This window comes from Streptomyces roseofulvus, from assembly GCF_039534915.1.
Taxonomy (GTDB): Bacteria; Actinomycetota; Actinomycetes; order Streptomycetales; family Streptomycetaceae; genus Streptomyces; species Streptomyces roseofulvus.
Window position 1 is genome coordinate 1,666,667 of sequence record NZ_BAAAWE010000001.1, and the last position, 21,549, is coordinate 1,688,215.

20 protein-coding genes and 1 tRNA gene are annotated in these 21,549 nt (G+C 73.7%); 5 read left to right on the forward strand and 16 right to left on the reverse strand.

Annotated features, from left to right (window positions below; translation table 11 throughout):
- Positions 1-16: 16 nt before the first annotated feature.
- The 10 genes from ruvA to pgsA form a co-directional block, all read right to left on the reverse strand.
- Complete coding sequence (gene ruvA / locus ABFY03_RS07610) at positions 17-649, reverse strand: Holliday junction branch migration protein RuvA (protein ID WP_346169541.1); 633 nt, start codon at positions 647-649, stop codon at positions 17-19.
- Positions 646-1,176: a crossover junction endodeoxyribonuclease RuvC gene (gene ruvC, locus ABFY03_RS07615; protein WP_319009838.1), complete on the reverse strand. Its 531-nt coding sequence runs from the start codon at positions 1,174-1,176 to the stop codon at positions 646-648. Before ruvC ends, ruvA begins: the two co-directional genes overlap by 4 nt.
- A 116-nt stretch (positions 1,177-1,292) precedes the next feature.
- Positions 1,293-2,045 (reverse strand): YebC/PmpR family DNA-binding transcriptional regulator, encoded by a 753-nt coding sequence (locus ABFY03_RS07620; protein WP_319009839.1) that lies wholly within the window; start codon positions 2,043-2,045, stop codon positions 1,293-1,295.
- 63 nt (positions 2,046-2,108) lie between these two features.
- A complete protein-coding gene (gene pdxT / locus ABFY03_RS07625; protein ID WP_319009840.1) occupies positions 2,109-2,699 on the reverse strand; it encodes a pyridoxal 5'-phosphate synthase glutaminase subunit PdxT in 591 nt (196 codons plus the stop codon).
- Between the two features lie 5 nt (positions 2,700-2,704).
- Positions 2,705-3,613: a pyridoxal 5'-phosphate synthase lyase subunit PdxS gene (gene pdxS / locus ABFY03_RS07630; protein WP_031005518.1), complete on the reverse strand. Its 909-nt coding sequence runs from the start codon at positions 3,611-3,613 to the stop codon at positions 2,705-2,707.
- Between the two features lie 135 nt (positions 3,614-3,748).
- Positions 3,749-4,291 carry a LemA family protein gene (locus ABFY03_RS07635; protein WP_319009841.1) on the reverse strand — a complete coding sequence of 181 codons (543 nt, stop codon included), beginning with the start codon at positions 4,289-4,291 and terminating at the stop codon, positions 3,749-3,751.
- Positions 4,292-4,302: 11 nt separating this feature from the next.
- Positions 4,303-4,935: an MBL fold metallo-hydrolase gene (locus ABFY03_RS07640; protein ID WP_346172213.1), complete on the reverse strand. Its 633-nt coding sequence runs from the start codon at positions 4,933-4,935 to the stop codon at positions 4,303-4,305.
- Positions 4,936-5,115: 180 nt separating this feature from the next.
- The gene (locus tag ABFY03_RS07645) at positions 5,116-6,270 is read right to left on the reverse strand and encodes a glycosyltransferase family 4 protein (protein ID WP_319009842.1); all 1,155 of its coding nucleotides are present in this window, start codon (positions 6,268-6,270) and stop codon (positions 5,116-5,118) included.
- Positions 6,267-7,172 (reverse strand): phosphatidylinositol mannoside acyltransferase, encoded by a 906-nt coding sequence (locus tag ABFY03_RS07650; protein ID WP_386723722.1) that lies wholly within the window; start codon positions 7,170-7,172, stop codon positions 6,267-6,269. Before ABFY03_RS07650 ends, ABFY03_RS07645 begins: the two co-directional genes overlap by 4 nt.
- On the reverse strand, positions 7,169-7,834 hold the full coding sequence (gene pgsA / locus ABFY03_RS07655) for a phosphatidylinositol phosphate synthase (protein WP_319009843.1): 666 nt from the start codon (positions 7,832-7,834) through the stop codon (positions 7,169-7,171). Before pgsA ends, ABFY03_RS07650 begins: the two co-directional genes overlap by 4 nt.
- 266 nt (positions 7,835-8,100) lie before the next feature.
- On the opposite strand from pgsA, the gene ABFY03_RS07660 reads away from it, so the two are divergent.
- The gene (locus tag ABFY03_RS07660; protein ID WP_346169542.1) at positions 8,101-10,308 is read left to right on the forward strand and encodes an elongation factor G-like protein EF-G2; all 2,208 of its coding nucleotides are present in this window, start codon (positions 8,101-8,103) and stop codon (positions 10,306-10,308) included.
- 175 nt (positions 10,309-10,483) lie between these two features.
- On the forward strand, positions 10,484-12,142 hold the full coding sequence (locus tag ABFY03_RS07665) for a hypothetical protein (RefSeq protein ID WP_319009845.1): 1,659 nt from the start codon (positions 10,484-10,486) through the stop codon (positions 12,140-12,142).
- Between the two features lie 66 nt (positions 12,143-12,208).
- On the opposite strand, the gene ABFY03_RS07670 is transcribed toward ABFY03_RS07665, so the two are convergent.
- Positions 12,209-12,772 (reverse strand): HIT family protein, encoded by a 564-nt coding sequence (locus ABFY03_RS07670; RefSeq protein WP_346169543.1) that lies wholly within the window; start codon positions 12,770-12,772, stop codon positions 12,209-12,211.
- Positions 12,773-12,837: 65 nt separating this feature from the next.
- On the opposite strand from ABFY03_RS07670, the gene ABFY03_RS07675 reads away from it, so the two are divergent.
- Complete coding sequence (locus tag ABFY03_RS07675; RefSeq protein ID WP_346169544.1) at positions 12,838-13,557, forward strand: potassium channel family protein; 720 nt, start codon at positions 12,838-12,840, stop codon at positions 13,555-13,557.
- Positions 13,558-13,572: 15 nt separating this feature from the next.
- On the opposite strand, the gene thrS is transcribed toward ABFY03_RS07675, so the two are convergent.
- The 3 genes from thrS to ABFY03_RS07690 form a co-directional block, all read right to left on the reverse strand.
- Positions 13,573-15,549 (reverse strand): threonine--tRNA ligase, encoded by a 1,977-nt coding sequence (gene thrS / locus ABFY03_RS07680; RefSeq protein WP_346169545.1) that lies wholly within the window; start codon positions 15,547-15,549, stop codon positions 13,573-13,575.
- 111 nt (positions 15,550-15,660) lie between these two features.
- Complete coding sequence (locus ABFY03_RS07685; RefSeq protein WP_346169546.1) at positions 15,661-16,962, reverse strand: hypothetical protein; 1,302 nt, start codon at positions 16,960-16,962, stop codon at positions 15,661-15,663.
- Positions 16,962-17,528: a DUF4365 domain-containing protein gene (locus ABFY03_RS07690; protein ID WP_031005493.1), complete on the reverse strand. Its 567-nt coding sequence runs from the start codon at positions 17,526-17,528 to the stop codon at positions 16,962-16,964. Before ABFY03_RS07690 ends, ABFY03_RS07685 begins: the two co-directional genes overlap by 1 nt.
- A 121-nt stretch (positions 17,529-17,649) precedes the next feature.
- Here ABFY03_RS07690 and ABFY03_RS07695 point away from each other — a divergent pair, with 121 nt between their 5' ends.
- On the forward strand, positions 17,650-18,378 hold the full coding sequence (locus ABFY03_RS07695) for a 3'-5' exonuclease (RefSeq protein WP_346169547.1): 729 nt from the start codon (positions 17,650-17,652) through the stop codon (positions 18,376-18,378).
- 56 nt (positions 18,379-18,434) lie between these two features.
- On the opposite strand, the gene ABFY03_RS07700 is transcribed toward ABFY03_RS07695, so the two are convergent.
- A tRNA-Val gene (locus tag ABFY03_RS07700) sits at positions 18,435-18,506 on the reverse strand.
- A gap of 45 nt (positions 18,507-18,551) precedes the next feature.
- Positions 18,552-18,998 carry an SRPBCC family protein gene (locus ABFY03_RS07705; RefSeq protein WP_346169548.1) on the reverse strand — a complete coding sequence of 149 codons (447 nt, stop codon included), beginning with the start codon at positions 18,996-18,998 and terminating at the stop codon, positions 18,552-18,554.
- Between the two features lie 81 nt (positions 18,999-19,079).
- Between ABFY03_RS07705 and ABFY03_RS07710 the strand changes: the two genes are divergently transcribed.
- Positions 19,080-21,494 (forward strand): SCO7613 C-terminal domain-containing membrane protein, encoded by a 2,415-nt coding sequence (locus ABFY03_RS07710; RefSeq protein WP_346169549.1) that lies wholly within the window; start codon positions 19,080-19,082, stop codon positions 21,492-21,494.
- The last annotated feature ends 55 nt before the right edge of the window (positions 21,495-21,549 follow it).

Genomic DNA, 21,549 nt, shown 5'->3' on the forward strand with positions numbered 1-21,549 from the left:
GAGGGGCTGCGGGCGGTCAGCGGGCGCGGTTGAGCGTCTGCAGGGCGGCGCGCAGCAACTGGGGCACGGGCGCGGAGCCGGTCTCGGCGAGCGCGGCCTCGGCCTGCGGGGTGACCGCGGCGACGGCCTCCTCGGCCTCGCGGGACGCGTAGCCGAGGCCGACGAGGGCGGCGGTGAGCTGCTCGGTCCAGGGGGTGGGGCCGGCGGCGACGGCGCGCTGCTGGCCGACGAGTCCGCTGCTGCCGAGGGGCTGGCCGAGCTTGTCCTTCAGCTCCAGGAGCAGTTTCTGGGCGCCCTTCTTGCCGATGCCGGGGACGGCGGTGAGGGCCTTCTCGTCTCCGGTGGAGACGGCGAGGCGCAGCGCGTCGGGGCTGTGCACGCCGAGCATGGCCTGGGCGAGCCGGGGTCCGACGCCGCTGGCGGTCTGGAGGAGCTCGAAGACCTGGCGCTCGTCGTCGTCGGCGAAGCCGTACAGGGTGAGGGAGTCCTCCCGGACGACGAGGGAGGTGGCGAGCCGCGCGTGCTCGCCGACGCGGAGGCCGGCGAGGGTGTTCGGGGTGCACTGCACGGCCATGCCGACGCCGCCGACCTCGACGACGGCGGTGGTGGGGGCGACGGCGGCGACCGGGCCGCTGACGAAGGCGATCATGACGTGCGGCCTTTCGAGGCGTGCAGGGCGACGGCCTGCTGGAGGCGGTTCTGCGCGGGGGCGCGCCAGATGTGGCAGATGGCGAGGGCGAGGGCGTCGGCCGCGTCGGCCGGCTTGGGCGGGGCGGCGAGCCGGAGCAGCCGGGTGACCATGGCGCCGACCTGGGCCTTGTCGGCGCGGCCGGAGCCGGTGACGGCCGCCTTGACCTCGCTGGGGGTGTGCAGGGCGACGGGGATGCCGCGGCGGGAGGCGCAGAGCATGGCGACGGCGCTGGCCTGGGCGGTGCCCATCACCGTCCGCACGTTGTGCTGGCTGAACACCCGCTCGACGGCGACCAGTTCGGGCTGGAAGCGGTCGAGCCACTCCTCTATGCCGCGCTCGATGCCGACCAGGCGGGGACCGATGTCGGCGTCGGCGGGGGTGCGGACGACGCCGACGCCGAGCATGGTGAGCGGCCGTCCCGCGACGCCCTCGACGACACCGACACCGCATCGGGTCAGTCCCGGGTCCACCCCCAGTACGCGCACGCCGCCCCTCCCTCGATCCTTCGATCAGCTATTCGTGCAGGCTATCGGGTGCCACCGACAACGCAGCGGGCCGACGGGGGCGTGTCCCCGTCGGCCCGCTGCGCGGAAGGCCGGACTCAGGCGTCGACCTTCTCCATGACCTCGTCGCTGACGTCGAAGTTGGCGAAGACGTTCTGCACGTCGTCGCTGTCCTCCAGCGCGTCGATCAGCTTGAACATCTTGCGCGCGCCCTCCTCGTCGAGCTCGACCTGCATGGTCGGGACGAAGCTGGACTCGGCCGAGTCGTAGTCGATGCCGGCCTCCTGGAGGGCGGTGCGGACCGCGACCAGGTCGGTGGCCTCGCTGATGACCTCGAAGGACTCGCCGAGGTCGTTGACCTCCTCGGCGCCCGCGTCGAGCACGACCTCCAGGACGTCGTCCTCGGTCCGGTCGCCCTTGGGGAGCACGACGACGCCCTTGCGGTTGAACAGGTACGAGACGGAGCCCGGGTCGGCCATCGAGCCGCCGTTGCGGGTCATGGCGACGCGCACGTCGGAGGCGGCGCGGTTGCGGTTGTCGGTGAGGCACTCGATGAGCACCGCGACGCCGTTCGGGCCGTAGCCCTCGTACATGATCGTGGCGTAGTCGACGCCGCCGGCCTCCAGGCCGCCGCCGCGCTTGACCGCGGAGTCGATGTTCTTGTTCGGCACCGACTGCTTCTTCGCCTTCTGGATGGCGTCGAAGAGGGTCGGGTTGCCCTCGGGGTCGGCGCCGCCGGTGCGGGCCGCGACCTCGATGTTCTTGATCAGCTTCGCGAAGAGCTTGCCGCGCTTGGCGTCGATCACGGCCTTCTTGTGCTTCGTCGTAGCCCATTTAGAGTGGCCGGACATCTGCCTGTCTCCTTCGCGTAACCATTTTCTTGAACGAACCCCAGTGATCCTACCGGGACTCGTTCACCGCTCGGCGCGCACCATGTCGACGAAGAGCTCGTGGACGCGGTGGTCCCCGGTCAGCTCGGGGTGGAACGAGGTGGCGAGCGCGTTGCCCTGCCGGACGGCCACGATGTGGCCCTCGTGCTCGGCGAGCACCTCGACCTCGGCGCCGACGGACTCGACCCAGGGGGCGCGGATGAAGACGCCCTCGACGGGCGTGTCCACCCCGGCGACGGTGACGCCCGCCTCGAAGGACTCGTTCTGCCGCCCGAAGGCGTTGCGGCGGACGATCATGTCGATGCCGCCGAAGGTCTCCTGGCCCGAGCGCGGGTCGAGGATCTTGTCGGCGAGCATGATCAGGCCGGCGCAGGTGCCGTAGACCGGCATGCCCGCGGCGATCCGCTCGCGGACCGGCTCCATCAGGCCGAAGAGGACGGCCAGCTTGGAGATGGTGGTGGACTCGCCGCCGGGGAGGACCAGGCCGTCGACCTCGGCGAGCTCTTCGGGGCGCCGGACCGGCCTGGCCACGGCGTCCGCCGAGGCCAGGGCGATCAGGTGCTCCCGGACGTCGCCCTGGAGGGCCAGGACTCCGATCACGGGGGTGGTGCTCATGGTGGTTACCAGCCCCGGTTGGCGTAGCGCTCGGACTCGGGGAGGGTGTCGCAGTTGATGCCGACCATGGCCTCGCCGAGGTTGCGGGAGGCGTCCGCGATGATCTTCGGGTCGTCGTAGAAGGTGGTGGCCTTCACGATGGCGGCGGCGCGCTTGGCCGGGTCGCCCGACTTGAAGATGCCGGAGCCGACGAAGACGCCCTCGGCACCGAGCTGGCGCATCAGCGCGGCGTCGGCGGGGGTGGCGACACCACCGGCGGAGAACAGCACCACGGGGAGCTTGCCGAGCTCGGCGACCTCCTTGACGAGCTCGTACGGGGCGCGCAGCTCCTTGGCGGCGGCGTACAGCTCGTTGTTGTCGAAGCCGCGCAGCTTGGCGATCTCGTTCTTGATCTGGCGCAGGTGGCGGACGGCCTCGACGACGTTGCCGGTGCCGGCCTCGCCCTTGGAGCGGATCATGGCCGCGCCCTCGGCGATGCGGCGGAGGGCCTCGCCCAGGTTGGTGGCGCCACAGACGAAGGGGGTGGTGAAGGCCCACTTGTCGGAGTGGTTGATCTCGTCGGCCGGGGTGAGGACCTCGGACTCGTCGATGTAGTCGACGCCGAGGGACTGGAGGACCTGGGCCTCGACGAAGTGACCGATGCGGGACTTGGCCATCACCGGGATGGAGACCGCGCCGATGATCTCCTCGATCATGTTCGGGTCGGACATGCGGGCCACGCCGCCGTCCTTGCGGATGTCCGCGGGGACCCGCTCCAGGGCCATGACGGCGACGGCGCCGGCGTCCTCGGCGATCTTCGCCTGCTCGGCGTTGACCACGTCCATGATCACGCCGCCCTTGAGCTGCTCGGCCATGCCGCGCTTCACGCGGGCGGTGCCGGTCTCGGGGGTCTGGGGGGTGGTGGAGCTGGACACGGAAACCTCACTCGTGACAACGGGTTCAACGGGACGTTGACGACTAGAGCGAGGAAACAGTCCACCTGCGGTCCACAGCAAGGGCCAATGCGCAGGCTGTGGATCCTTTTCGCGGGAATCCGAGGCCGCGGGGGGTCAGGAGGGGCGATCGGCCAGGGCCACGGGCGGTTCGTCGTCCATTTCGAAGGCCATCGGGAAGGGCGCGTGGCCCGCGAGCCGGAACCAGCGGACCTTGCGGTGGCGGCGCAGGGCGCGGGCCGCGCGGACGGCGTCGTTGTGGAAGCGGCGGGCCATGGGGACCCGGCGGACCGCCGCGGCCAGCTCGCCGGCGGCCTCCTCGCCGCCGGGCGCCTCCCGGACGAGCTCGACCTGCTCGGGCTCGCCGAAGACGGCCCGCAGCGCCTGGCTCAGCGCGCTCTCGGCGACCTCCCGCTGGTCCTCCTCCGCCTGCCGGGCCGCGTGCGCCGCCTCGTACAGGACGATCGAGGCGGCCGGGTCGAGGACGCCGGAGGTGGCGAGTTCCTGGGCGACCGAGGCCCGCCGCAGCAGCTGGGCGTCGAGCGCGGCGCGGGCCGCGTCGATGCGGGTGTGCAGCCGGTCGAGCCGGCCGGCTGTCCAGCTGAGGTAGACGCCGATGAAGATCAGCGCGACGACGGTCCAGATCAGGGTTTCGGTCACGGGCGCACAGGCTACCCGGGCGGTGGCAGCACACCTTCCCAAAGGTCGTGGTCGTGGGCGAACAGGACGCGGACCGGCCGGCCGGCCGCGAGTGCGGCGAGCCGGCCGAGCCAGGGCCGGTACGGGGTCCCCCACTCGCCCGCCCGGTCGTACGCCTGTCCCGCCAGGACCGTCAGCCGGTCGCCGTGGTCGAGCACGAGCGACTGGTGCCCGTCGACGTGGCCGGGCGTCGGCACGATCCGGATCCCGGGGGCGATCTCGTGCTCGCCGTCGATCTCCGTCCAGGCGACGCCGGGGAGGAGGCTGTCGATGGTGTACGCGCCCGCCCGCGCGGTGGCCAGCTCGCCGCACTGCACCAGGGCGGGGATGCCGGGGAAGCGCTGGTTGCCGCCGATGTGGTCGAAGTGGAGGTGGCAGTTGACGATCGCGTCCACCTCGGCGGGCGGGACGGTGAGGGGGCGGCGGACGATCCGGTAGTGGGCGTCGGTCTCGGGCGAGCCCTCGCCCATGCCGGTGTCGAAGAGGAGGGTGCCGGAGGGGTGGCGGACGAGGTAGGCGAGGGCCGGCTCCACGCGCGCGTGGAGGCCGCCGTACTCCTCGGCGGGGCGGGTGAAGGACCCGAGGTCGAGCCGCGTGACGCGCATCATGCGAGCAGGGTGCGGGTCTGCCGCCGCCGTGGGCGTGCGTTCCGCTGCGGGCGGAACGGACCGCCGCCGCTGCGTCGGGGGCGGAACGGACCGCCGTTCCGTCGTGGGCAATCGTTCCGCCGGGGCGATGGGGGTCCCCCCTGCTCGAGCGGGACGCCTGCCCACACGGACGGCGGGTTACAGGCCCAGCCTGGCTCGGAGGCCGCCCGTCTTCTCGTCCGTGTCGACCGCCGCCGCGCCGTCCGTGACCGTCTCGTAGACCGCCAGGATGTCCGCGCCGACCGTGGACCAGTCGAAGCGCCGTACGTGGGCCGAGCCGCGCGCGCTCAGCTCCTCGCGCCGGACGGGGTCGGCGAGCAGCCGGATCGCCGCCTCGGCCAGCGCGTCCGCGTCCTCGTTGGCGAACAGCTCGCCGGCCGCGCCCTGGTCGAGGACCTGCGCGAACGCGTCCAGGTCGGCCGCGAGGACCGGCGCGCCCGCCGACAGCGCCTCGACGAGGATGATGCCGAAGGACTCGCCGCCGGTGTTGGGCGCCACGTACACGTCGACGCTCCGCAGCAGCCGCGCCTTGTCCTCGTCGCTGACCATGCCGAGGAACTCCACCCGGGAGCGCATCTCGGCCGGCAGCGAGGCCACCGCCTCCTCCTCGTCGCCGCGCCCGGCGACCAGGAGCCGGGCTTCCGGCCGCTCGGTGAGGATCCGGGGCAGCGCCTTCATCAGGACCGGCAGGCCCTTGCGGGGCTCGTCGATCCGCCCGATGAAGCCCAGCGTCTCCCCCTGCCACTCCGCCTTCGGCTCCGCGCCGGCGAAGAAGTCGACGTCGACGCCGTTGGGGATGACGACGGCGTCGCCGCCGAGGTGCTCCACCAGCGTCCGGCGGGCGTACTCGCTGACCGCGATCCGGGCGCTGATCTTCTCCAGCGCCGGCTGGAGGATCGGGTAGGCGGCGATCATCGCCCGCGAGCGCGGGTTCGAGGTGTGGAAGGTGGCCACGATCGGGCCCTGCGCCGCCCAGCAGGTGAGCAGCCCCAGCGAGGGGGAGGTCGGCTCGTGGATGTGGACGACGTCGAAGGTGCCGTCGTGCAGCCAGCGGCGGACCCGCGCCGCGGAGAGGAAGCCGAAGCTGAGCCGGGCCACCGAGCCGTTGTACGACACGGGCACGGCCCGGCCGGCGGAGACGACGTACGACGGCAGCGGGGTGTCGTCGTCGGCGGGGGCGAGGACGGAGACCTCGTGGCCGAGCCGGATCAGATGCTCCGCGAGGTCGCGGATGTGGAACTGGACGCCGCCCGGTACGTCCCAGGAGTACGGGCAGACGATCCCGATCTTCACGGTGTGCGCTCCTCCAGGTCGGCCAGCCAGAGGCGCTGGAGCATGTGCCAGTCCTCCGGGTGGTCCGCGATGGCCCCGGCGAAGACGTCCGCGAGGGCCTGTGTCATCAGGGACGCCTTTTCGGCCCGGGTGCCTGACCCGGGCACGTCCAACGGCGCGTGCACCTGGCCCTGCATGGTGTCGGAGCCGTCGTACCAGAGGGTCACCGGCAGCAGCAGCGCGCCGGTCTGGAGCGCCAGCATCGCCGGGCCCGCGGGCATCCGGGTGGGCTCGCCGAAGAAGGAGACCTCGACGCCGGAGGCGGACAGGTCCCGGTCGGCGACCAGGCAGACCAGGCCGCCGGCCCGCAGCCGCCGGGCCAGGGTGCCGAAGGCGGCGCCGCCGGTGTGCGGCAGCACCTCCATGCCGAGGGACTCGCGGTAGGCGACGAAGCGGTCGTACAGCGACTCGGGCTTGAGCCGCTCGGCGACGGTGGTGAAGGGCACGCCGAGGGCGCGGGTCACCCACACGCCGGCCAGGTCCCAGTTACCCATGTGGGGCAGGGCCAGGACGACGCCGCGGCCGGAGGCGAGCGCCTCCGTGAGGTGGTGGGCGTCCTTGGGCGCGAAGCCGTTCGCGGCCCGCTCGCTGCTCCAGGTGGGCAGCCGGAAGGACTCCATCCAGTAGCGCATGTACGAGCGCATGCCGGCCCGGGACAGCTCGGCGAGCCGCTCGGGCGTGGCGTCCGGCACCACGCGCGCGAGGTTGGCCTCCAGCCGCAGCACGCCCTTGCCGCGCCGCTTCCACACGGTGTCGGCGATCTTCCGGCCGAGGGCCCTGGCCGCCGGCTCGGGGAGCTTCTTGACGGTCGCCCAGCCGAGCCCGTACAGCCCGTCGGCCACCTTGTCCTTCAGCGCGCTCACGTGCTCGCCCCGCCTCCCCCGGTCGCCGCGGCGGCGTCGGCCTCCGCGGCCTCCCTGCGTACCGTCACGACCCGCTGTCCGAGGGTCACGGCCGAACCGGCGGCGACGATCCACAGCGCGATCGGGAGGAGCACGTCGACGCCCGGCACGCCGAAGGCGTGCAGCCCGGCGAGGCCGGCGGCGACCAGCGAGATCACCAGGCGCTCGGCCCGCTCGACCAGGCCGTTCACCGCGACCGGCAGGCCAATCGATTCGCCACGCGCCTTGGTGTACGAGACGACCTGGCCGCTCGCGAGGCAGAAGATCGACACCGCGCAGAGCACGTTGTCGTCGCCCCGGCCCGCGTACCAGAGGGCGAAGCCGCCGAAGATCGCCCCGTCGGCGACCCGGTCGAGGGTCGAGTCGAGGAACGCGCCCCAGCGGCTGGAGACCCCGGCCTGGCGGGCCATGTTGCCGTCGACCAGGTCGGAGAAGACGAAGAGCGTGATCACGATCGTGCCCCAGAAGAACTCGCCCCTGGGGAAGAAGACCAGCGCACCGGCGACCACTCCCGCCGTGCCGATCAGCGTCACGGCGTCGGGGCTGACGCCCCGGCGGAGGAGAAACGCGGCGAACGGTGTGAGGACACGCGTAAAAAACGCACGCGCGTACTTGTTCAGCATGGCCTTCCCGAGGTTTCGGCGGGCCGCGCGGTCCCATGACCACCGGCTCACCCATCGTAGCCACGCGCGTGGCGCCGCAGGGGAGCGCACCCGCCCCGTCGCGTCGTCGTACCCCGCGGGGGCCCACCGGGGTACGACGTATGGACGCGTCCCGGCGACGGTGCAAAGCTCGAAGGAGCACCTCGCGGGCAGTGCCGGAGCAGCGCCGCGACGCCGTTCCCCCGCGCCCGCTCACCCCTCACCGCCTCGCAGCCGGGAGGACCACCATGGGCGACAAGGCGCACACCCCCGCCGGAGCCGCCGGCAGGGCACCGACGGCCGACCGGCCCTCGGAGGTACGGAACGTGGTGCTGGTCGGCCACAGCGGATCGGGCAAGACGACGCTGGTCGAGGCGCTCGCCCAGACCGCCGGGGCGCTGGGCCGGCCCGGCCGGGTCGAGGACGGGGCGACGGTCTCCGACTACGACGAGATCGAGCACCGGCAGCACCGTTCCGTCCAGCTCTCCCTCGTGCCGGTCGGCTGGGAGGGCTTCAAGATCAATCTGCTGGACACCCCCGGATACGCCGACTTCGTCGGGGAGCTGAGGGCCGGTCTGCGCGCGGCGGACGCGGCCCTCTTCGTCGTCTCGGCGGCCCAGGAGGCCGACGCGGTCGCCGCCTCCACCCGGATGGTCTGGGAGGAGTGCGCGGCCGTCGGCATGCCCCGCGCGATCGTCGTGACCCACCTCGACACCGCCCGCACCGGCTTCGACGAGCTGACCGGCGTCTGCGCCGGGCTCTTCGGCGGGGACGACCCCGACGCCGTCCTCCCCCTCTACCTGCCGGTGTACGGCCCCGAGGGCGCGGACGGCCACGCCCCCGCCACCGGTCTGATCGGCCTGCTCACGGAGCGGGTCCTCGACTACGCCACGGGCGAGCGGCGCGAACTGCCGCCCGGCGACGCCGACCGGGAGGTGATCGCCGCGGCCCGGGCCCGGCTCATCGAGGGGATCATCGCCGAGAGCGAGGACGAGACCCTGATGGACCGCTATCTCGGCGGCGAGGAGATCGACGTGGAGACGCTCGTCGGCGACCTGGAGAAGGCGGTCGCCCGGGGCGGCTTCCACCCGGTGCTGGCCGCCGCGCCCGCCGCCGGGGGAGGCGGGCAGGGCCTCGGCACCGTCGAGCTCCTGGAGCTGATCACCCGCGGCTTCCCCTCGCCGCTGGAGCACGAGCCGCCCGCCGTCACGACCCCCGACGGCACCCCCCGGCCGCCGCTCGCCTGCGACCCCGACGGTCCGCTGGTCGCCGAGGTGGTGAAGACCGCCGCCGACCCCTACCAGGGCCGGATCTCCCTGGTCCGGGTCCTCTCCGGCACCCTCCGTCCCGACGAGACGGTGCACGTCTCCGGGCACGGCCTCGCCGACCGGGGCCACGAGGACCACGACGTCGACGAACGGCTCGGCGCCCTGACCTCGCCGTTCGGCAAGCAGCAGCGGCCGATGGCGCACTGCGTCGCGGGCGACCTGGCGTGCGTGGCCCGGCTGGGCCGCGCCGAGACCGGCGACACCCTCTCGGCCAAGGACGACCCGCTCCTGATCGAGCCGTGGCAGATGCCCGAACCGCTGCTGCCGCTCGCCGTCGAGGCGCACAGCAAGGCCGACGAGGACCGGCTCTCGCAGGGCCTGGGGAAGCTGGTCGCCGAGGACCCGACCCTCCGCCTGGAACAGAACCAGGACACCGGGCAGGTCGTCCTGTGGTGTCTGGGCGAGGCCCACCAGGACGTCGTCCTGGAGCGGCTGCGCGGCCGCTACGGGGTGCGCGTCGACGCCGTCCCGTACCGGGTGCCGTTGCGCGAGACCTTCGGCGCCCCCGCCTCCGGCCGCGGACGGCACGTCAAACAGTCCGGTGGGCACGGCCAGTTCGCCATCTGCGAGATCGACGTCGAACCGCTGCCGCCGGGCAGCGGCATCGAGTTCGTCGACAAGGTGGTGGGCGGCGCGGTCCCCCGCCCGTTCATCGGCTCCGTCGAGAAGGGCGTACGCGCCCAGGCCGCGCGCGGGGTCGCCGCCGGGCATCCGCTGGTCGACGTCCGGGTCACCCTGAAGGACGGCAAGGCGCACTCGGTGGACTCCTCCGACGCCGCCTTCCAGACGGCCGGGGCGCTCGCCCTGCGCGAGGCGGCCGCCGAGGTGCCGGTCCACCTCCTGGAGCCGGTCGCCGAGGTGCGGGTGCTCGTCCCCGACGAGTACGTCGGCGCGGTGATGAGCGACCTGTCCGGCCGGCGCGGCCGGGTCGTCGGCACCGACCAGGCGGGGCCGGGCCGCACGGTCGTCCGGGCCGAGGTCCCGGAGATCGAGATCGGCCGGTACGCCGTCGACCTGCGGTCCGTCTCGCACGGCACCGGCCGCTTCGACCGCAGCTACGCCCGGCACGAGCCGATGCCCCCTCAGCTCGCCGAACGCCTCCGCGAACAGGCTGGAAAACGCTCTTAGTTGACGCGCCGACAGCGGTCCCCGTCCGTCCTCCCCCGACCGGGCGGACGGGTTCCGGTCGCGGTTGTCCACAGGCGGTGACGCATACCACGCCGCCCGGTTACGCTGTGGTGCCCAGCTCGGAAGGTGTGCGGGGCGCGGCAGTCGGGAACAGCCCGCACAGGTACTCGCGGTGATGGGGGCGGAAGTGGCGATCGACGGTTTCGGACCGGGGGCTCAGATCCCGCTCCAGGGCGGCAGCGGCCTGACCGGGGCGACGAACGCGCTGGCGTCGGCCGCCTACCGGGACAGCCCCCTGGAGACCATCCAGGAAGCGGACAACGAGCACTACAAGACCACCCTGAAGAAGGGGAAGTGGGAGAAGCTCTTCCGCCCCGACCTGGGCGAGGCGTTCTCCCGCGCGGTGCAGGTCCGCATGCTCGGCGGCGGCCGCAAGGCGCTGATCCAGTCCTTCGGCGCCGAGCCCCAGCCGGTCGTCGAGCACTGCCTGGCCGCCACCCGCATCCGGCGCCGCCGGGACGTCAAGCTGACCCTGATCACCTTCGTCTGCGGCGTGCTCTTCCTGCCCGGTCTGCTGCTCTGGCTCGGCGTCATCCATCTGCGCCGCACCGCCGCCGGCTCGGAGAACAGGAAGACCAGCCTCATCGGCACGGTCCTGCTCTGGGCCGCCGCCCTGGTCGCCGTCCTGATCCTCCTCCGCCTCCCCTACGACGGCCTGCTGCCCAACTACCTGCGGGCGATGCTCGTCGCCCCGGTCGTCGGCTGGTACCTCGCGAGCCGGGTCTGCCTCAACGCCGCGGTGGACCTCCGCGAGCGCTGGACCGGGCTGCTCAGCGGCGGCGGTGTCGGCGCCCACGTGCCGGAGTCCGTCCCGACCGACCCGGGTGAGAAGTCGGCGGAGGAGCTGCGGCTCAACCTGGAGAAGCTCTCCGCCGAGCAGCAGTCCAACGTGGTCTTCTACGCCGGCCCCAAGGGCATCCTCGGCCTCGGCACCCGCTGGGGCAGCTGGACGCTGGCCGAGGAGCTGGTCCCCGTCGACGGCCTGGAGATGCACGACTTCCGCGCCTGGGACCTGGTCCGCAAGATCCACGACCAACTGACCCTCCTGGAGCGCGGCTCCCTGAAGACCGGCTTCCCCAAGCCGACCGTGAAGCACTGGATCGTCTCCCCGGTCGGCGAGGGCGCCGACGAGGTCACCCGCCCCGAGGGCGACAACGTGGTCCACTTCCAGGTCAAGCCGCACGAGATACAGCGCATCTGCAACGAGCAGCAGTTCGGCGCCGGCAACCGTCACTACCTGGGCGTCCAGTTCATCCTCTGGGACGGGAACGTGGTGCTGACGATGATGGTCACCGTCACCTCGCTCCACCACACCCTGCGCATCGAGGTCACGGGCCACGCGCTCGGCCCCGTCCACGGCCTCTTCACCACCAAGCCCAAGGCGAAGACCAAGGAGGTCTCCAAGACCGTCCGCTTCTGGGAGACCAAGGAGATCCAGCAGCCGCTGCTCGGCACCGACGACATCGTCCGGCTCGCCGTCCGCGCCCCGCTCACCTGGTACCCGCCGGTCCTGGAGTTCCTCGGCGGCAAGATGACCCTCCCGGAGCCCTTCGGCCTCCGGCACGTCTGGGCCGGCCCGCTCTGGAAGAACCGCTTCATGGCCGACGACGCCATCCGCATGGCCACGCCCGTGCTCCGCGCCGTCCACACCGCGACGATCCGCTTCCTCGACGCGCACAACGTGGACACCGAGCGCTTCACCAGCCGGTCGCTGGTCCTCGGCGGGGGCGTGCAGGACCCCGGTCCGAAGAAGGCCGACGTCTACGAGGCCTGACCTCCCCGGCAGGGGGACGCCGACGGCCGCGGGGCGCGCGCCCCGGGGCCGTACGGTCGCGGCGGGTCAGACGGTGGCCGGCCAGGCGTCGGCCAGCATCTTCCGGGTGTCGGCGAGCAGCTGCGGCAGGATCTTGGTGTGCCCGACGACCGGCATGAAGTTGGTGTCCCCGCCCCAGCGCGGCACCACGTGCTGGTGCAGGTGGGCGGCGATCCCGGCGCCGGCCACGGCGCCCTGGTTCATGCCGATGTTGAAGCCGTGCGCCCCGGAGGCCACCCGCAGGGCGATCATCGCCCGCTTGGTGAAGTCGGCCAGCTCGGCCGTCTCCGCCGCGTCCAGGTCGGTGTAGTCGGCGACGTGCCGGTACGGGACGACCATCAGGTGCCCGCCGTTGTACGGGTAGAGGTTGAGGACCGCGTACACGCTGGAGCCACGCGCTATCACCAGCGCGTCCTCGTCCGACTTCGAGGGGATCGAGCAGAACGGACAGCCGTCGTCGGCGCCCGGCCCGGTCGGCTTGTTCTCGCCCTGGATGTACGCCATCCGGTGGGGCGTCCACAGGCGCTGGAACGCGTCCGGCGCCCCGACTCCGATCTGCTGCTCCGGCTCAGTCGTCATGTCGTGCAGCATATTGCGTCGCCCGTTCGGAACGTGTCGGCGGGGCGAGCGAAGCCGCCCCGGGTGATCCTGATCCGATGAGCGACAGGCCCCCGACTTCGCCCCGCCAGGAACGGTGGGACCGCCGCATGGAGGTCCCTCTCGCCGTGGCGTCCGCCGTCTACCTCGCGGGGTACGCGGTCCGCGTCCTCGCCCGCGACCAGCTGCCCCGGGCGGGCGTGGACCTCTGCCTCGGGGCGATCCTGGGGGCCTGGTCGGTCTTCGTCGCCGACTACGTCGTACGGCTCCGGCTCAGCGGTCTGCGCCCCCTGCGCTTCGTCCGCACCCACCTCCTCGACACGGTCGTCGTGCTGCTGCCGCTGCTGCGCCCGGTGCGGATGGTGAGCCTCTACGACAGGGTCCAGCGCCGCCGGGACGAGCCGCGGCTCAGTCTCTACGCCCGAGTGATGGTCTACTCCGGCCTCACGGTCTCCCTCCTCGGCTTCGCCGCCGCGCTGACCGTCTACCACTACGAGGTCGACGCCCCCGGCGCCTCGATCCGCACCTTCGGCGACTCGGTGTGGTGGGCCTGCGCCACGCTGGCGACGGTCGGCTACGGCGACATGGTCCCGGTGACCCCGGTCGGGCGGCTGGTCGCGGTGGGGCTGATGGCGTGCGGCCTGGCGCTGCTCGGCGCGGTGACGGGTTCGTTCTCGTCGTGGCTGATCCAGGCGTTCACCCGGGAGGACGAGAAGCCGGGGGGCGGCAGAGGCGGAGACGAGGGAAGGCCCCCGGGGGGTTTCCCGGGGGCCTCCTGAAGGACGCGCCGGCCGTCAGACCTGGACGCGCTCCTCGACGATCTTGGCGATCTTGGCGATGGCCTCGTCGGCGGGGATGCCGTTCTCCTGCGAACCGTCGCGGTAGCGGAAGGAGACGGCACCGGCGGCCATGTCCTCGTCACCCGCGATGATCATGAAGGGGACCTTCTGCTTCTGGGCGTTGCGGATCTTCTTCTGCATCCGGTCCGAGGAGGAGTCGACCTCCACGCGCAGGCCCCGCTTCTTCGCCTTGGCGGCGAACTCCTGCAGGTACTCGACGTGGGCGTCGCCGATCGGGATGCCGGTCGCCTGGACGGGGGCCAGCCACGGCGGCATGGCACCCGCGTAGTGCTCCAGGAGGACGGCGAAGAAGCGCTCGATGGAGCCGAAGAGGGCACGGTGGATCATGACCGGGCGCTGCTTGGTGCCGTCCGGGGCGGTGTACTCCAGGTCGAAGCGCTCCGGCAGGTTGAAGTCGAGCTGGACGGTCGACATCTGCCAGGTGCGGCCGATGGCGTCCCGCGCCTGCACCGAGATCTTCGGGCCGTAGAAGGCGGCGCCGCCCGGGTCGGGGGTGAGCGGCAGGCCCTGCTTCTCGGCGACCTGCTGGAGGACCGCGGTGGCCTCCTCCCACACCTCGTCGGAGCCGACGAACTTCTCCGGGTCCTTGGTGGACAGCTCCAGGTAGAAGTCGGTCAGACCGTAGTCGCGGAGCAGGTTGAGGACGAAGGTGAGGGTCTTGTCGAGCTCCTCCGCCATCTGCTCGCGGGTGCAGTAGATGTGCGCGTCGTCCTGGGTGAAGCCGCGGGCCCGGGTCAGGCCGTGCACGACGCCCGACTTCTCGTACCGGTACACGGTGCCGAACTCGAACAGGCGCAGCGGCAGCTCACGGTAGGAGCGCCCGCGCGCGTCGAAGATCAGGTTGTGCATCGGGCAGTTCATGGGCTTGAGGTAGTAGTCCACGCCCTCGTCGAGCTGCATGGGGGGGTACATGCCCTCGGCGTACCAGTCGAGGTGGCCCGACTTCTCGAACAGCTTGCCCTTGGTGGCGTGCGGCGAGTAGACGAACTCGTAGCCCTCCTCCTCGTGCCGCTTGCGCGAGTAGTCCTCCATGACCCGGCGGATGATGCCGCCCTTGGGGTGGAAGACGGCGAGGCCGGAGCCGATCTCGTCCGGGATGGAGAAGAGGTCGAGCTCGTTGCCGAGCTTGCGGTGGTCGCGCTTCTCGGCCTCGGCGAGGAAGTCGAGGTGGGCCTTCAGCTCGTCCTTGGACGGCCAGGCGGTGCCGTAGATGCGCTGGAGCATCGGGTTCTTCTCGCTGCCGCGCCAGTAGGCGGCCGCGTTGCGCATCAGCTTGAACGCCGGGATGTTCCGGGTGGTGGGCAGGTGGGGACCGCGGCAGAGGTCCTTCCAGCACAGCTCGCCGGTCTTCGCGTCGAGGTTGTCGTAGATGGTCAGCTCGCCGCCGCCCACCTCGACGCTCGCGCCGTCCTCGGAGCCGGCCGACCCCTTGATGCCGATGAGCTCCAGCTTGTACGGCTCGTCGGCGAGCTCCTCGCGGGCGGCCTCGTCGGTGACGACGCGGCGGGCGAAGCGCTGGCCGCGCTTCTGGATCTCCTGCATCTTCTTCTCGATGGCCTTGAGATCCTCGGGCGTGAACGGCTTCTCGACGTCGAAGTCGTAGTAGAAGCCGTCCCGGACCGGCGGGCCGATGCCCAGCTTGGCCTCGGGGAAGAGCTCCTGCACGGCCTGCGCCATGACGTGCGCGGTCGAGTGGCGGAGGATGTCGAGGCCGTCCGGGGAGGAGATCTCGACGCCCTCGACGGCGTCGCCGTCGGCGAGCTCGTACGAGAGGTCCTTGAGCTCGCCCGCGACACGGGCGGCGATGACGGTGCGGTCGTCGGCGAACAGGGCGCCGGCCGTGGTGCCCGCGCTCACCGTCCTCTCCTCGGGTCCTGAGGCGGTCTGGACGGTCACACGGACTTCGGACACGGGTACTCCATGCATCGGGGCGCTGACAGACACGAGGTGCCGGCGCCGGCGGCGCGCGGCAGAGACGAGGTGCCGCGTCCCCTCGATCTTACGGGCCCGGCCGCTCCCCTCTCACCGCTCCTCCTCCGGCCCGCACGCCTCCTCGAAGAAATCGAGGTTCTCGTGCAGGGACTTCATCAGCCGATCCCGCTCCGCCTCGTCCACCTGCACCGGGACCACCCCGGTGGCGTCCGCGAGGCGCCGGAAGCCGCCGCGGCTCTCCAGCCGGCCGACGACCCGGATCGGGAGGCCGACCAGGTGGGCGTGGCCCGCGGTGCGGTACGCCTCCTCGTCGAGGACGGCCCGGACGTGGCCGACGTCGGCGCCGCCGAGGACACGGAGCCTGACGGTGCCCTCGCCGCGCGGCCCGGAGCGGCGGAGCCGGACGACCGCGCCGGTGATCCGCACCGGGACGGAGGGCTCGTCGGTGAGGTAGCGGGCGCTCGCCTCGCGCAGCGAGGGGAGGTCGCCGGGCGAGAACTCGACGGGCTCGGGCCGGGCCGCGCAGCCGTCCGGGACGCCGGCGGCCGGCGCCCACGCGAGGGCGATGCGGACGCCTTCCGTACCGCGGACGAGGGCGACGAGCGCCTCGGTGAGCTCGCGGCTGACGCCGGCCTCGACGGCGGAGTCGAACGCCTCCATGCCACCGGTGGCGCGCTGGTAGTCGACGGCCTCCCGGGCGGCGTGCAGGGCGTGGTGGAGCCGGACGGCGACGGGGCGGCCGGGCGGGACCGGCAGGAAGGCGGTGAGGGCGCGGCCGCCGGGGTCGGTGCCGACGACGACGGGTTCGAGGGAGGCCTGGGCCTCGGCCCGGTGCCGGGAGCCGTGGTAGCCGGCCCGGCCGCGCACGGCGAGGGCACCGGCGAGGAGGATCTTGCGGGCGGCGGAGCGGAGCCGCTCCTGCTCGGGCCAGGGCACGGTGCCGGCCGGGCCCCGGGGCACGTCGCGCCACCAGCGCACCTCGTCACTGGGGACGGCGAGCCCGGTGAGGACCTCGCGGGCGGAGGGCGTGGCGCTGCGGGCGAGGGCGGTGAGGGCCTCGCCGATGAGTTCCTCGCTGTCCGGGAAGGCGAGGCTGTCGGGGACGAGGAGGCTGGTGCCGCCGCCCCCCGGCCCGCCTCCGGGCGGCGTCCACCGGCCGTAGCGGCCCGCGGCGCCACCCCGGCGCTGCCAGCCGTGGCGGGCGAGGAGGGCACCGAGGACGCGCGGATCCACCCGGCCGGGGTCGGGCACGCCGTCGCCGCCGGCGGTCCAGGGACCGGCGGGGTCGGCGGCGGGCACCGGGTGGGGCCGGTGGGCCGGAGGACCGGGGACGGGGCCGCGCGCGGCCCCGTCCCCGGTCCCGGATCCGGCGTCGTCGATCGGTCGGTGCATCAGGGTCTCCCTCCCCGGCCGACCCGGGTCATGATCTCGCAGAGCGCCCGGTCGTCGAAGATCCGCGCCGTGGGGACGCGCACGGTGGTCCGGTGGCGTCCGGTGACCGGGTGCCCGGCCAGGTTCATCCAGTAGCAGCAGTGCCGCAGGTCGAGCCGGTCGTGGCTCGCTCTCAGCCAGTCCTCCGGGTCTCTCGGGACGATCATCACGACCAGGATCTTGTGCACGGCCACGGGGGTCCGGGCGAGCTTCACGAGGTGGTCGTTGTCGAGGGTGAAGGGGAAGGTGCTCCCCGTGGGGCGGGCCGGCAGCTGGTAGGTGCACTTGAGCTGCACCTTGATGGTGACCTCGTCGTCGACGGTGTGTCCGGGCGAGCCGTGGCTCACGTGCCAGTCGACGCCGTTGTCCGGGAAGGGCTGCGCGAGCGAGCAGCCCGCCGCGGCGGCGACGGCGTGCAGGTATCCCACCTGAAGGGTCTCCATGCAGGCGGTGGTGGCGAGTGAGCCGCGTGCCGGGTCCGCCCGCTGGGGCGGCAGCCCTCCCGACTCGGGCTGGGCGAGCGCCATGTGAACGTCCTTCCCCGTCACCCCTGTTGTCACCGGTCCGCGTACGCCGCAAACAGGGCGGGTATCACCGGATCGGGGCAGGGGGTTGGCCATCTGCCGCGCGGGTGCGAGGAGTTCGGGGATGACGACGAACTGGTACGAAGGGCCCCTGGCCGCTTTCGACACGGAGACCACCGGAGTGGACGTCGAGCAGGACCGGATCGTGTCCGCCGCGCTCGTCGTCCAGGACGCGGCCGGGGCGCGGCCCCGGGTGACCCGCTGGCTGGTCAATCCGGGCGTTCCGGTGCCGGAAGGGGCCACGGCGGTGCACGGGCTGACGGACGATCACCTCCAGCGGAACGGCCGGTGGCCGTCGCCGGTGATGGAGGAGCTGGGGCGCGCCCTGGCGGAGCAGAACGCGGCGGGCCGGCCGCTGGTGGTGATGAACGCGCCGTTCGACCTCACCATCCTGGACCGGGAGTTGAGGCGCCATCGGGCGTCGTCGCTGGCCCGCTACCTGGAGCACACCGCGCTGTGCGTGCTGGATCCGCGGGTGCTGGACAAGCACCTGGACCGGTACCGCAAGGGCCGCCGGACGCTGACGGACCTGTGCGCGCACTACCAGGTGGAGCTGGCGGGGGCCCATGACGCGGCGGCGGACGCCACGGCGGCGCTGGAGGTGGTGCGGGCGGTCGGGCGGCGGTTCGCGTCCCGGCTGGAGCGCTTGTCGCCGGCGGAGCTGCACACCCTCCAGGCGGTGTGGCACGCGGCCCAGGCGCGGGGTCTGCAGGCGTGGTTCACGCGGCAGGGGACGCCGGAGCTGGTGGATCCGGCGTGGCCGCTGCGGCCGGAGCTGCGGAAGGCTGCGTGAGAGGGCCGGAAACGGCTGAGGCCGGTCCGTCGTGCTGACGGACCGGCCTCTCCCGGTGGGCGATACTGGGATCGAACCAGTGACCCCTTCGGTGTGAACGAAGTGCTCTCCCGCTGAGCTAATCGCCCGGGAACGGGTTGAACCATACAGGGATCCCGGGCCGGGTTCCAAATTCATCCGGTGCGCAGGCGGGCGGTGAGCCCGCGGCGGCCGCCGCGCATCATCAGGGCGTGGTTGGCGCGGAAGAAGGGGCGGCCGGGGACGGCGAGGAGGCGCAGCAGCCGGGCGCGGACCTCGACCTCCTGCTCGTAGAGGGCGTGGGTGCCGGCGCCGTCGGGGGTGAGGGTCCAGCGGGCCCAGCCCTCCAGGTCGCCGTCGAGCCGGACCTCCAGGACGCGGGCCTCGGGGTCCTGGCGCAGGGCGCGTGCGGTGACGTGGAGGTCGTACGGGAGCAGGGAGCGGAAGCGGGCGGTGCCGCTGGTGTCGTCGCGGGGGACGACGGCGCGGACCTGGGGCCACCAGCGGGGGTAGTCCTCGGCGTGGGCGAGGACGGCGTAGACCCGGTCGGGCGGGGCGGCGAGCCGCCAGACGCTGCGGAAGCGGTAACGGCACCAGTCCATGGGACCAGTGTGGGTACTCGGGCCGGATCTGAGTAGCAGCGCGCATTCCCCGGGGCGGGGGCGCGGCGCGACACTCCGGTCATGGACATGAAATTGTCTCCGGCCGAGGAGCTGCGGCTCGTCGACGAGGAGCTGGGCCGGCTCGACGCGCGCCGGTCCGTGTTGCTGGCGCGGCGGGCGTGGCTGCTGGGCGTGCTGCACTCCCCCGCCGGGCGGCCGGCCGCGCCGTTCGGGGGCGGTGCCCCGGCGGAGACCTCGCCGCGCGGGGCGCAGAACGCGCTGCTGACGCTGGGCGGGATCCTGCTGGCGGTCGCGGCGCTCGCGTTCACGCTGGTGAGCTGGGGCTCGATGGGGATCGCCGGGCGTGCGGCGGTGCTGCTGGCGGTGACGTCGGCGGTGCTGGCCGCGCCCGCGGTGCTGCTGCGCCGGGGGCTGGCGTCGACGGCGGAGGCGGTGGGCGCGCTGGGGCTCGTCCTGACGGTCCTCGACGCGTACGCGCTGCACCGGGTGGCGCTGCCGGAGACGGACGGGACGGCGTACTCGGCGGTGGCCGCGGCGGTCCTGGCGGGTCTGTGGGCGGCGTACGGCGGTCTGCTGCGGGGGCTGCGGCTGCCGTTCCCGGCGGCGGTGGCGGCGGCGCAGCTGCCCCTGCCTCTGGGCGCGGTGGCGGCCGGCGGCGGTCCGGCGGTCGTGGCGTGGGCCGCGGTGCTGACGGCGGCGGCGGACCTGCTGCCGCTCGCGCGTCCGGTGGGGCTCGCGGCGCGGATCACGGCGGGGGCGTCGGCGGGCGCGCTGGCGGCGGGGGCGCTGCTGACGGGCGGCTGGCTCTCGGTGACGAGCCCGTGGACCGGTGCTCCGCTGCTGGCCGGCTGCGCCGCGCTGTGCCTGACCGCCGTCCGGGCGGCGCGCACGGCGGCCGTTGCGCTCGCGGCGGTGGCCGGTCTGGCGCTGGTGGCGGCGGTGGGCGGTCTGGCGCGGTCGGCGCTGCCCTCCGACGGGGCGGTGCCGGTGTACGTGGCCGGCGGCCTGGCCCTGGCGGCGCTGTGGCGGCCGGTGCGGGCCGCGTGGATCCCGGAGGCGGTACGGGCCGGGTTCGGCCTCGCCGGGGGCGGGGTCGCGGCGCTCGGGGTGGTGTGGGCGCTGCCGCCGGTGCTGGGCGGGCTGCTGGGCCCGGCGGACCGGAGCGCGGGCGTCTGGTCGGGGGCGCACGCGGAGCCGGTGCCCGTCGGGTATCCGGCGACGGCGGCCCTGGTGCTGCTGCTCGCCGCCGGCGGGGCGGCGGCGACCGGACGGCTGTGGGGCCGGTGGGGCGCGGTGGTGCTCGGCTGGGCACTGCTGACGGCGCTGCCGGTGGTCCTGGAGCTGCCGTACGCGGCGGGGCTCGCGGTCCGGCTGGTGGCGGCGGGCGGAGCGCTGGCGCTCGCGGTACGGCCCGGGGCGCTCACGCGCGGCCTGCCGGAGCCGGCTCCGGCGCCGGAGCGCCCGGCGGGTGCCTGGGGCGCCGCGTGGACGACCGGGTCGCAGGCGGCTCCCGTGGCTCCGGGTGCGCTGCTCGCCTGGACGGGGCTGGCGGCCGGGACGGCCTCGGCGGTCTCGGCGCTGCTCCTGGCGCTGGACACGCGGGCGGCGACCTTCGTGGCGCTGGGGGTGCTGTTCGGGCTCTTCGCGGCGGCGGCCGCGCTCGGGGCCGGCGCGGTCCGCGAGGCGGCGTCCTCGGCGGCGGTGCTCGCGGCGGCGGGTCTGGCGGGCGCCGGGGCCGCGGCGGCGGGGTTCGCCCCGGCCACGGCGGGCGTGGTGCTGCTTCTCGTCCCTGCCGGCACGGCGGCATGGGCGGCGCGGTTCCGGTCGGCGGCGGTCGAGGCGACCGGGGCGACGGTGGGCGCGGTGGCGCTGGCGCTCACGGTGCCGCGTCCGGCGGTGCTGGCCCTGGCGCTCGCGCTGGCCGGTCTGATCGCGGCGGCGACGGCGCTGCGGCAGGAGCGGCGGCGGGCCGGCTCGTGGGCGGCGGGGGCGCTGTTCCTGGCGGCGGCCTGGGTGCGGCTCGCGGTGTGGGGGGTGACGGTGCCGGAGGCGTACACGCTGCCGGTGACGGTGCCGGCACTGGTGGTCGGCTTCCTGCGGCGGCGCCGTGACCCGGCGGCCTCGTCCTGGGTGGCGTACGGCCCGGGTCTCGCGGCGACGCTGCTGCCGAGTCTGGTCGCCGTCTGGTCGGACCCGTCCTGGGTGCGCCCGCTGCTGCTGGGCACGGGGGCGCTGGCGGTGACGCTGCTGGGGGCGCGGTTCCGGCTGCGGGCGCCGCTGCTGCTCGGCGGTGCGGTGCTGGCCCTGGTGGGCGTGCACGAGCTGGCGCCGTACGTGGTGCAGCTGGTGGGGACGCTGCCGCGCTGGCTGCCGCCGGCGGCAGCGGGGCTGCTGCTGCTCGCCGTGGGCGCCACGTACGAGCGGCGGCTGCGGGAGGCGCGGCTGCTGCGGGAGCGGCTGGCCCGGATGCGGTGAGCCGGGCCCGGGATGTGCCGAGGGCCCGGAGACGGTGATCGTCTCCGGGCCCTCG